The sequence below is a fragment of the Haloferax sp. s1 genome (genome assembly GCF_058382125.1).
The window spans coordinates 1-11,862 of the sequence record NZ_JBZRPK010000651.1 but is presented as its reverse complement, the minus strand read 5'-3'; the positions used below and the strand labels follow the sequence as shown (position 1 = coordinate 11,862).

Genomic DNA, 11,862 nt, shown 5'->3' with positions numbered 1-11,862 from the left:
TGGCCTCGCGTCTCCAGGAAGCCGGTGCCATCGTCATCTACGGCGTCATGGCCTACGTCATCAGCGCAGCATCTCTGATGGCGCTTTTCGACTGGCGGGTCAAACAGAATCTACAGGAACTCGTTTCGGTCATGTCGAAGTAACAATTGGTCTGCCTCACTAAGAGGAGAATTCAATTGATTCGGCGAACCTCATTGATAACTGAATGTATCGAGTGAATCAAATATAGTAGCACCTCGCCAAATGTGTGATTATAGTGAAACGAAAGCACCCGCAAGGTTCGGTGGGGGATTAATTACCAGAGCATAGGTAGATTATACACACAGACAAGTTCCGAGAACGCGAAAAATTAACCCGTTATTGTCTGTTGGTCTCAGAGATTTAGCATGGATTAAGATGTCATTTTATTTGGCTCGAAACTGTTCTCATTCACATTTAACCTACTATTTTCTCCCCGAAAATAACGTGTGTTTTTGGTAAACAACTGGTATCTATCTGGCTGCCATCCGAATCAAACACGTTGGTAAACGGACCGAAACTGCGTATACCTCGCAATAATGATTATCATGTTAACGAGGGCTTTCCTGAAGCATGGTACGACTCAACGGTGGAGACGACGACGAATCTGCTACAGATTCGGACTCCATCCTCGAATCGCAACTCAACAGACGGAACTACCTCAAAATCGGTGCAGCGGCCGCATCGACTGCCCTCTCTGCCGGCGTCGCGTCGGCTGCGTCTGGACCAGAGGAGCGCTTCGGAATCCAGTGGGACCGCGTTGTCGACGCGGTGGCCGACCTTGGAATGGACCCTAACGGAAACGAGCCGATAGACAGCAAACTCGACGCAGCCTACGAAAGTGGGACACTCATCGAATTCCCTCCGGGTGAGTATCTCGCGACCAACACACAGTCTTGGAACGACAACGTCTCTCGGTTCGGTATCGTTGGAACCGGAAGCTCACACAAAGACGTGCAGTTCGTGTTCCCATCCGGAAACAACGGTGAGAAGTTCCGGTTCCTCGAAATCACGAGCGGCAGCCATCACGTCCTGAAGAACTTCTCTATCCAGCAGACCGACGACGACACCACGACCGCCGACATCTGGCTCGTCAACGACGACGGCGCACTCATCGAGGATGTCGAATGGCTCGGCCGCACTCCCTCCGACAACTACGCCCGACGACAACTACTCGCATACGACTGTTCGTCCGTCGACGGCGTCAACGTCGCCCGCCGCGTCTACATGCGCGAAGGCGCTGCAATCCCCGGCTACCCCGACGGTGTTGCGGGTATCCGTGTGCAGGGTGGCTCCGTCGGTGAAATCCGTCTCGTCGACTGCCACATCGAACAGCGCGGCTCGTCGTCGTTCCGCGCGACCCACACGCAGGGCGTGCTCCGCGTCGAAGGCGGCCTGTTCAAGAACAACGACAACACGAACATGCGCATCTCCGGCGGCGACCACCCCTCGAAGTCCTCGTGGATCAAAGGTGCGACCGTCATCGTCGACGACAACGACCTCAACGAACACGCCCGCGACGGCGACCAACTTCACAGTCCCACAGGTCTCCTTATCGACTCGACGGGCAACGGCTATTCCGGGGTACTCATCGAGGACTGTGACTTCATTTACAAGTCGAGTCCGTCCGCACGCGCTGTCATCGCGACGTCGCCGCCGTCGTGGGGCGGCCACGGGAGTTTCACGCTCCGTAATTGTCGCATCCAGAACGACACGTCGATTCAGACGCTCCACGCCGACTCGGTCGATACCGACACGACTGAAGAACCGTGGGGTGCGACGCTCGATAACGTCTCGATTACGGGTAGTTCTCAGTCGCAGCCGGCTGGTGCCGCTGTCTGCATCGACAACGACCGCAACGGCTCGACAATCCAGAACAGTTGTATCCACTTCCCGAACGGCGACGTTAACGGTGTTCTCGTCAACGACGCGACCAACTGTGAGATTCTGGACACCAACATCAACGTCACCGGGCAGGCAACCGTGTTCAACGGGGCCGACGTGAGCACGAGCAACATCACCAGCAGCGACTCGTGTCCGCTCCCCGGAACTGACGACGGCACGAGCAGTGGCGACTCGTCGTCTGGCGACGACTCGACGACTACGGAGCCGCTTCCGAACGACCTGCGAATCGTCGGCACGGGAACGACGACCCAGTACGAATTCACCGTCACTGACTCGCTACAGACGTCCGGCGACACCATCGAGGAGTGGGACGATGTCTCCAGTGGCTCCGCCACAGGGTGGGTTACTACCGACGGGTCCGAAGACGCGTACACCTTCTCCGGCGACGTGTCGTCCTTCTCGTTCCTCGAAGGCGAGGCGGAAATCTACGTCAACGGCGAGCAGGTGACGCCGAGTACGATTACAGATGCGACGAGTGACAGTGACTCGTCGAGTGGTGACGACTCGTCGTCCGGCGACGACTCGACGACCGATTCGTCGCACGAACTCCGCATCGTCGGCACGGGGACGACAACGCAGTACGACTTCACCGTCACCGACTCGCTGCAGGCGTCCGGCGACACCATCGAGGAATGGGATAGCATCTCCGGCACGTCTGCAACGGGCTGGATTACGGACCAGGGCTCCGAGGACGTGTACGCGTTCTCCGGCGACGTGTCGTCCTTCTCGTTCCTCGAAGGCGAGGCGGACCTCTACGTCGACGGCATGCAGGTAACGCCGAGTTCCATCACGGACGCGACGAGTGGTAGTGGCTCCGTGACGGACTCGACGGACTCCGAGAACGAACTCCGCATCGTCGGCACGGGGACGACGACGCAGTACGAAGTTGCCGTCAGCGACTCGTTGCAGGCGTCCGGCGACACCATCGAAGAGTGGGACGACGTATCCAGTACGTCCGCGACGGGCTGGATCACGTCCGACGGAGCCGAAGACGTGTACACCTACTCCGGCGACATCACCTCGTTCTCGTTCCTCGAAGGCGAGGCCGAAGTCTACGTCAACGGTACGCAAGTCGACCCCGCCATGTTCGCGCTTCCGAACCGTATCCGCGTCAAGGGCGAGGGCACGGAGACCCAGTACGAACTCGAAGTCACCGGCGAGATTATGAACGACCCGCTTATCGGAGCGACCGAGAGCTCCGATTCGCTCACGACCAGCACGGCAACGGGTGCTATCACCGACGACAGCGACGGCTTCCGCTTCTCGGGTGACATCACGAAGATGAACCTGACTGGCGACGCGGCGCTGACGTTCGAAGACAACGACGGCTAACTCCGTTCGACTCGGCGATTTTTCGTCGGACGTTGCGTTGCGAAGCGTCCTTTTTGATGGACACTGCACGTAGCGCTCGGCAGTTGTAACTCACACAGGAACAGCCATCGACTCCGTCCCAACCGACGAAGCCGTCTCATCCGCAGCGCTCGCAGTGTCCTCATTCACGGTGAGCCAGATATACGTCGAGCGGTAGGCCGTCTCGGTACTCGGCTCCGCGGGGGCCTCACCTTCGTATAGGTAATACGTGAGCCGAAGGTTTTCGCCGGTGAGTGCCGGGACAAAATTATGTTTCGTCCGCCACGTTCCTCCGTCTGCAACCGTCTTCGTCTGCTGTCCGAGCGCCTGTCGCTCGACAACGGTCGTTTCTCCGCCCGCCTGCTCAACGCGTTGGAGTTCGGCGACGAGGGTGTAGCTGGTGGCTTCGCCTTCGAAGTTGCCGACGCTGACGAACAACTCGGTTTGCTCACCAGCAGTCAGCGCCGATGGGTAGTCGGCCGCGACGAACTCGCCGGATGCATCCTGCGTGAGAAGGGACAGACTCGAATACGACTCGCCGCCGCCCGTGTCGACAACTGCGTACCCCAGACTCGCGACTGCGAAGATGATGGCAACTACGAGCGCGACGTTCAGAAGCGAGTCAATTCGCGACGGTCGGCCAAAGGCATCCGCGATGTCCGCGTACCACTGTCGAATCGGGATATGGAACTGCTCGGCGGGCTGGAGCCGTCGGCGTCGAATCTCTCCGATGGCGATTCCGACGATGATGACTACCGAGAGCGCACTGAGTACGACGAATAGGTCTAATCCGAGTCCGACCCAGAGTAATACCAACCCGATGACCGGGAGCAACGCAATGCTCATCCCGAACGAGAGTGCGAGCCGTTCGACGAGGCTGAGGCTCGCATTCCACTCGAATGGTCCGGATGCCGGGCCGTGCATCTTCTGGTCTAATTTGTTTCCGGGGAATAACGCAAGTAGGAGCGCGTAGCCGGGGAGAAACAGGAGAACTGGAAGACCGACGATAGCCTGCACAGTCGGCACGACGTGGAGCAACGCACCGACGTAACTCAATACGACCACCGCCAGCGAGAACGGCACGTCGAGTGACAGCCCACCGAGTACTCGATGTAACCGTCCTTCCCTGTGTGATGTCGACTCCATCGGGTAGATATATCTCTGGTCTAGCGTGTTGTTATTGAGCACCTCACTCGGTTGTCGTTGGCTGGTACACGGGGACTAACGCCCATCTCTGTCGCTTTCGATGCTGTCCGTGGGCAGCTTCTGTTCACCCGATTCCGGCGGTTCTACTGCCGCTTCTAGCCCCTTGTTTTCGTGTTTGTCGAGGAGCATCGCGCCGACGAGCGATGCGATACCGCCGAGAAGACCGACGAATCCATAGCGATCCGGCCGGTTCCGAGACGTGAGTTTGCGGCCCAACTGTACTGCCCCGGTGACGAACCCTACGACGCCGACGGCGTACAGGACGGCGATTGGATGTACCTCCGAGGAGAGGTACCGAACGCGTAAGCGCCAGAGGAAATCCTTGAGCAGGAGGAACGACAGCCCCGGAACGAACGTGGTGTATCTGATGCTGCTTTTTTCATCACCGTACTGTGCGTCCATCGAGACGGTCGTAACTCGTTTTTCTGCGACATTTAGTTTCACGAGGAGATCGTTTAAGAACCCGTACTGGTTGTACAGTCGTTCGACACCGATGTCGGAGAGTGTCGCTGCCGAGATGGCCGTGTACCCGTTCTGTGGGTCGCGAATGTGCCAGTAGCCGCTGGCAATTCGAGTTAGCCCTGATAGGAGCAGATTTCCGAAGAGTCGCCACGTTGGCATCCCTCGCCAGTGGGATGGCCCAGCAAGTCTATCGCCGGCGGCGTAGTCGGCAGTTCCATCCGCGACGGGGTCGACGAGAGTGGAGAGTATAGCAGGGTCCATCTGTCCGTCACCGTCCATCACGACGACGATGTCGACACCGTCCGCGAGGGCCCGCTCGTACCCGTTTTTCACTGCGGCACCGCGCCCACGATTGGTCGAGTGTCGAATCGGGACGACACGCTGCCGACCCTGGTTACCGCCGTCCGGTACAAATGGAACTAGCGTACGCTTGTTCGCACGTGCGACGTAATCCCGTACTTTCCTCCACGTCTCGTCGGTGGAGTGGTCGTCGATTACGTAGATTCGGTCGACGAACTCCGGAATAGTCTCGATGACCTGTTCGATGAACTGTTCTTCGTTGTACGCTGGTACGACGACGCCAATGATATTACCGCGATACATCGTGTCTCTCCTGCTGGACGGGTATTACGCCCTGCGTGCCTCGACGGACGCCCGTGGAGCATTGCCCGGGAGGGACCGAAGTGCGACGAAGAATTCGTGGTAACATCGGTGTTTCGACTGGCTGATTGTACTGATGAGGGCTTTGTTAGCCATACCAAATATATAATAGAAACCCACTTTCAAATTTTATTGACTTTGTACCTTTGTTCAAGATATCCTGAATATATCTAAATTCTCGGTTATAAATTCAAATCACTGGATAATTCTGAATAATTGATCCATTACCGGTCTCGGTTGAGCGTTTCCCTGTTTGCCCCCTGTGTACCCCTGAAACAGCTACTACCTCTCGTCGCGGCGGGTAGCTTCGTTGTTTTAGTCGTGATGAGTGGCGTTCGTCGTTTTCGCTGGATTCACACTTCGTATCTTGTCGACGGTTGGTTGGTTATCTACCACCTACCAATCAGCTACCACACCCAATGGACGAACCAGATGTACCTCCGCCGTACGGCCTCTCGGATCTTCCCTCACTCTCGTCACTCAGGAGAGACTCTTCACTCACCGCTCCGACTGACACAGACCGAACGGGGTGTCTGTTGGTGAAGCGCCGAACCTATCTGAAGTTGCTTGGTTCGGTCGGCAGTAGCGCCGCCATCGCAGGATGTGAAACGAGAGCGGGCACGGAGAACCCAACTGTCTCTACACCGAAGAAATCGACGTTGACACCGGAACCCGCGCTTCGACTGACCGTCTTGAACGCGGTTGAAGACCTTGGGATGGACCCGACGGGACACGAACCAATCGACGAGGTACTCGACGAGACCTACGATGATCACACTGCCATCGAGTTTCCCCCGGGGGAGTATCTCGTCACCCGGGAGCACGACTGGGACCGCGGTGTCGAAAACTTTCGACTCGTCGGACTCGGAAAGTCACACAAAGACGTGCAGTTCGTCTTCCCTCGGAACGACCCGGGCGAACAGTTCCGAATGTTTCGTATTACGAGCGGGAGCTACCACGTCTTGAAGAACTTCTCTCTCCAGCAGACCGACGACCGAACGACGAGTGCCGACATTTGGCTTGCGAACACTGACGGCGCGCTCATCGAGGATGTCGAATGGCTCGGCCGAACCCCTTCTGATAACGACGCCCGCAACCAACTGTTATTATTCGACTGCACCTCAGTCGACGGCGTCAACGTCGCCCGCCGCGTCTACATGCGCGAAGGCGCTGAACTCACCGGTTATCCCAACGGTGTTGCTGGAATTCGAATCACCGAACGCTCCGTGGGCGAGGTCAAAATGATCGACTGCCACATCGAACAGCGCGGCTCGTCGTCGTTCCGCGCGACCCACACGCAGGGCGTGCTCCGCGTCGAAGGCGGCCTGTTCAAGAACAACGACAACACGAACATGCGCATCTCCGGCGGCGACCACCCCTCGAAGTCCTCGTGGATCAAAGGTGCGACCGTCATCGTCGACGACAACGACCTCAACGAACACGCCCGCGACGGCGACCAACTTCACAGTCCCACAGGTCTCCTTATCGACTCGACGGGCAACGGCTATTCCGGGGTACTCATCGAGGACTGTGACTTCATTTACAAGTCGAGTCCGTCCGCACGCGCTGTCATCGCGACGTCGCCGCCGTCGTGGGGCGGCCACGGGAGTTTCACGCTCCGTAATTGTCGCATCCAGAACGACACGTCGATTCAGACGATTCACGCAGATACGGTCGACACCGACACGACGGAAAAACCGTGGGGTGCAACGCTCGATAACGTCTCGATTACGGGTCAGTGCACCGAACAACCATACGACTCAGCAGTCGTCATCGGCAAAAACCGGAACGGGTCAAAAATCGTCGACAGTTGTATCCACCTTCCGAGAGGGTACGTCGGCGGCGTCCTTGTCGAGGGTGCCGAAGGCTGTTCGATAGAAAATTCCACCATCAACGTAAGTGGTGCCCCGACGCAGACGCGAGATGCCGATCTCTCGCTTCAAAACGTGTCGTACACAGGAACGTGCGCATTTAAAGACCAGTAGATATCTGACGAAACAACGATAGCGAAATACCGCCTGCAAATAGAGTGAACAGAGCGACGAGATTCTTGGCTATCACCGACCCCTAAGGTTGAATCCGGGGGTCAGTGTGACGTTCGTGGCTCGTTCTTCTGTCTGCTCCCCTCTGTCAACATTCCCCCTTTCGACTTCGCCCTCGCCGCTGGAACCCCGTTCGAAGAGTGCATGCCACACGTATCTGGCGAACGGGACCGGGTCGTCAATGCGGGCGAGGTCGAACCGCGGTTCGCGGTAGATGGACACGAGAACCTCCAACACTGTCTTTGGGAGCGATGGCCGCTCAACCAGTGGAGAGTCGTCGCTGACGACACTCATGATGTAGCCGAGTTCTCCCCAGAGATAGTGGGTTCCGATATCGAGTTCGTAGTCCGGTTCGATGCGGTCTTTCTGACCCGTCGCCAGTAACCAGTAGTAGTACGGGAAGTCGGCCCCAGCACGAACCGTTGAAGGAAGCGACTGCCACATACGGGGGTTGATTTCGATGAGCTTGAACTCGCCCGTTTCCGCGTCTTTGAGGTACTCGATACACGCGAGCCCGTGCCATTCGAGGTGACTGAGGAGTTTTCGTGCAACCGTTTCGAGTTCCGGGATATACACGGACTTCCGGTAGACGCCACCGCCCCCAGTGTATGAGTTCCCGCGAATCTGTCGGTGCTGGAACGTCGCGACTGGTTCACCGTGGTCGTACAGCGCCGCAAACATGTACTTGCCCTCGGTTGGGACGTAATCCTGCACGATGGGGTCGTGTTTCATTTCCGCGTAGATTGCGTCCGGTTCCGGGCGGTCGCCGGGCCTCAGGTGCCTGACGCTCTTGATAATGTCGTAGTCACTCGGGTCGTAGCTGTCGACGTACTCCTCGGCGACGACGTTGTACCGCGGTTTGACGATGGACGGCTTGTCGAACTCTTCGACTTTGCTGAAGAGGCGCGTCCGTGGCATGGGGACATTCGCCTCCTGTGCAGCCTCGTATAGCAGTTTCCTGTCGTGGACCCGTCGAAGCATCTCAAATTCAGGGACGATGAGGGTAACGTACTGCTCAAACTCGTCGAGGTACTTCGAGAAGACGTACCCGTCTTCGGGGCGAGTCGGGATTATCGTCCTCACATCCGGACGAGCAGCGATACCGACGAGCGCATCTTTGTAGGCCACGAGACCATCTCTCGGCCCCGGAATTCGAACGAGTTCGTCACAGAATCGCGATGAGGCAGCCGGGACGTTGTCGTGTTCTGATGCGTGAATCGTGTAAACACCGCGTTCACCGGGTGACCGCATACAGATGTAATTACCCGATGGGATGAGAATCGAGTTATGGCTGTGCTCTCGTCTAACCATGACTCAATCGTCGTGCGGTAACTGAATTAGTATGGGTTAACTAACTATCTCGACTTTGGCACTATCCCCGATGCTGGGACGACGAAAAGAATCGAAAGAGAAGACGATGCAAAGACGCTCACGGGACTTGATGCCGCCTCTGTTCTTGCTGTGTCCGTCGCTCTGTCTCCACTGTACTGTCAGCGTGATTCTCGTTTCTGTTCGGTGCGAAACGCTGATTGTACCAGGAAATCGAAGTGCCGACGTGTTCTCGGAGCCCCCGATACGTGTAGCCGAGTTCTGTCTGCGCTTTCGCCGAACTGTAGAACAGTTCGCTCGTCGCGAGACGCGCCATCTCCGGACTGAACGGGAACACGCGCGCATCGAATAGTTTCCCGATACCTTTGGCGACCGTCCCCATTGCGAGGACGATAGGACGAGGGAGAGGAGCAACGGGGCTGTAGCCGTTTGCTTCCTCGGCGATGATCGTCACTATTTCACGATACGTGAGATTTTGTCCACCGAGTATGTAGTGGTCGCCTGCCTTTCCCCGCTCTGCAGCGAGGCAAATTCCGTTGACGCAGTCGTCAACGCCGACGATGCTTGCACCACCTGGAAGGTACGCAACCAACTTCGGGTCGGTCGCGAGTTTGATGAGACGGGCCGTGAACGTCGTATCGCCGGGCCCAAACACGGACGTGGGATGAACGGTTACGACGTCGAGGTTTCGGTCGACGTACTGGTGTACAATGCGTTCGGCTTCAGTCTTCGACTTCTGGTACGCACCGACCGCTGGCGCGAGATCACGCTCGACTGCGACCCCACGGTTGCGCCGGTTCCCGGCTGTACTCGTAAAGACGACTCTATCGATATCGGCGTCGAGGCTGGCTTGCAACAGCGTCCGAGTACCTTCGACGTTCACCTCGTGGACCGTCTCCGAGTCGGCTGATGCGAGACCGATACCGGCGAGGTGAAACACCACGTCAGGGTCGGCCTCTGCGATGGCCGCTTGAACCGACGATTCGTCGAGGATGTCGCCTACGTGCCAGTCGATATCGAGCGTTTCGAGGTCCCCAAGGTCGGAACTTCGGCGCCTGAGTCCGTGGACTGTCCAGTCACGCTCGTATAGCATCGCACAGAGATGCTGACCGAGGAAGCCGGTTGCCCCAGTAACGAACGCTGTTTGTCCCTCGCCACTGTGTATTTCTTCTATCATTTTCGGGTCTGGTTTCCGAGCAGCTGTGGAGGGAACGCGTCGCCGCTCACACGCGTATACATCTTGTATGCCTCTGTTACGAGGTGATGCGGTTCGTCCGGTTTCGGCTTCGGTCTGAGCGGAAGTTCCGCTCGGACGTCCGCGAGGGAGACACCTTCGACTGGATACTCGGTCGGTGTCCCCTGACTCAGAATCCGGAGATATTCTTCGTCTGCTGGGTCGACGCCGAACAACGTTGCCATCGCGATGTCGATGTCGACGACGTTCTCACCGTCGAGTAGCAGTCCTGTTGCGTTTGCAGTTCCCGTGTACGTATACACCGCGTCGACGAGCGTCACGGGAACGTCGGTTGCTTTTGCCGCGACAGCGAGTTCGATGGCGGGTGCTTCCGCGACTGCACACGACCTCCCGAGATTCGCTACCGCTGCCGCAAACGACGTTTCCCACGCGTATCGTGCGGTCGGCACGTTGACGACCGGATACTCCCGGAGCGGCTTCGGCATCATCCCTGGAACACGTCGCCCGTCGACTGATACCGTGATATCGACCTGCTCAGCCTCGTCGAGTACGAGGAACTCCACATCCAACTCCTCGGTCAGGGACTCGTATCCGAGGTACCGTGCGGCCCGCGTGCCAGTCACGTGTCGCCCACCCGCGATGGCGATGGTGATCGATTCGATGCCGATCTCTCGAAGCCCGTCGACCACCCCTGCGACGACTGTCGGGTCTGTTACCATCCCCGTTGTCGGGTGGTGCGGATAGTGCGTATCGGGAAGGACCACGACGGACTCCAGGTCGGAGAGCCGACCGCGGTAAGTCGTGATTCGGTCTCGAACTGTCTCGCGAACATCGTCGGGACGGACGGACGGGGTTCGGGTTGCCCGAAGGAAATGCTGAGCCGTCACTGTCGAACACTCCTGAGTGACTGCTCGGTACTCGCCGTCTCGTACGCCGACTCTGCTAGCTCGATGGTACGCCGACCAACCTCACCATCGACTGGAGGTTTCTCACCGGCCCGGATGGCACCGAAGAAGTCGGCGAGCGCTTCGTAGTGTGCCTGTAGATAATACGTCGGACCGTAGTGGTTCGGGTCTTCACCACGCAGCCGTTTGAACACGTTTTCCGTCGCCGAACGGGCGGCACTCGTGTAGAAGTTTTTCGGGAGATAATCCCGGTTGTCGAGGACACCAGCGACGCCGTCGAGACGGAACGACATGTTGATCTCGGGGAGTTCTTCCCACTGATACGACCCACAGTGCATGGTTACGACTGTTCCCGTCTCTTGAGAGCGGAGGAGAACGGTCGCGGCATCTTCGACCGGAATCGACAGTTGCGACCCGACGTCTGCCGCCTCAACCTCCAGTTCGCCGAAGAACCACTCGAGGACGTCGAAGAGGTGGACGCCAAGTTCGAGTAGAACACCACCCCCAGCGAGTTCGGGGTCGAGTGGCCACGACGGCGGGGCGTTCTCGACTGGGACCCGGTCGAACGGACCGTTGTTGACCCGTGAAATCGTGGCGTAGGGGACGTATCCTATTCGTCCGCTGTCGTACTTGTCCTTCACTCGCTTTACGTCCGGCATGTACCGGATGGTGTGGTCGACGCCCAGTGCGACGTTTTCGGCCTCAGCGGCGTCGACCATGGCGTCTGCTTCCGAAACTGAGCGCGCGAGGGGTTTCTCGTCGTAGACGTATAAGCCGTTCGCTGCGGCCT

8 protein-coding genes are annotated in these 11,862 nt (G+C 58.0%); 2 read left to right on the top strand and 6 right to left on the bottom strand.

Annotation, left to right across the window (positions count from 1 at the left end):
* Positions 1–591: 591 nt before the first annotated feature.
* Complete coding sequence (locus QT222_RS14960; RefSeq protein ID WP_004060911.1) at positions 592–3,255, top strand: hypothetical protein; 2,664 nt, start codon at positions 592–594, stop codon at positions 3,253–3,255.
* Between the two features lie 90 nt (positions 3,256–3,345).
* On the opposite strand, the gene QT222_RS14955 is transcribed toward QT222_RS14960, so the two are convergent.
* Together QT222_RS14955 and QT222_RS14950 are read right to left on the bottom strand one after the other, a co-directional pair.
* Entirely contained in the window at positions 3,346–4,419 is a 1,074-nt protein-coding gene (locus tag QT222_RS14955; RefSeq protein WP_491477627.1) for a DUF1616 domain-containing protein, read from the bottom strand.
* Between the two features lie 75 nt (positions 4,420–4,494).
* Positions 4,495–5,544 carry a glycosyltransferase family 2 protein gene (locus QT222_RS14950; protein WP_491477626.1) on the bottom strand — a complete coding sequence of 350 codons (1,050 nt, stop codon included), beginning with the start codon at positions 5,542–5,544 and terminating at the stop codon, positions 4,495–4,497.
* 596 nt (positions 5,545–6,140) lie between these two features.
* On the opposite strand from QT222_RS14950, the gene QT222_RS14945 reads away from it, so the two are divergent.
* On the top strand, positions 6,141–7,586 hold the full coding sequence (locus tag QT222_RS14945) for a hypothetical protein (RefSeq protein WP_491477625.1): 1,446 nt from the start codon (positions 6,141–6,143) through the stop codon (positions 7,584–7,586).
* A 72-nt stretch (positions 7,587–7,658) separates the two neighbouring features.
* Here the strand turns inward: QT222_RS14945 and QT222_RS14940 are convergent, their stop codons facing one another.
* The 4 genes from QT222_RS14940 to QT222_RS14925 all read right to left on the bottom strand — a co-directional run.
* Positions 7,659–8,954, bottom strand: coding sequence for a carboxylate--amine ligase (locus QT222_RS14940; protein ID WP_491477624.1), 1,296 nt, complete (start codon positions 8,952–8,954; stop codon positions 7,659–7,661).
* 118 nt (positions 8,955–9,072) lie between these two features.
* Positions 9,073–10,149, bottom strand: coding sequence for an NAD-dependent epimerase/dehydratase family protein (locus QT222_RS14935; RefSeq protein WP_004060917.1), 1,077 nt, complete (start codon positions 10,147–10,149; stop codon positions 9,073–9,075).
* Positions 10,146–11,054: a DUF362 domain-containing protein gene (locus tag QT222_RS14930; protein WP_004060918.1), complete on the bottom strand. Its 909-nt coding sequence runs from the start codon at positions 11,052–11,054 to the stop codon at positions 10,146–10,148. The genes QT222_RS14935 and QT222_RS14930 overlap by 4 nt, the downstream gene beginning before the upstream one ends.
* Positions 11,051–11,862, bottom strand: an 812-nt coding sequence (locus QT222_RS14925) for a Gfo/Idh/MocA family protein (protein WP_491477623.1), incomplete at its 5' end; no start/stop codon positions are given. The genes QT222_RS14925 and QT222_RS14930, both read right to left, overlap by 4 nt.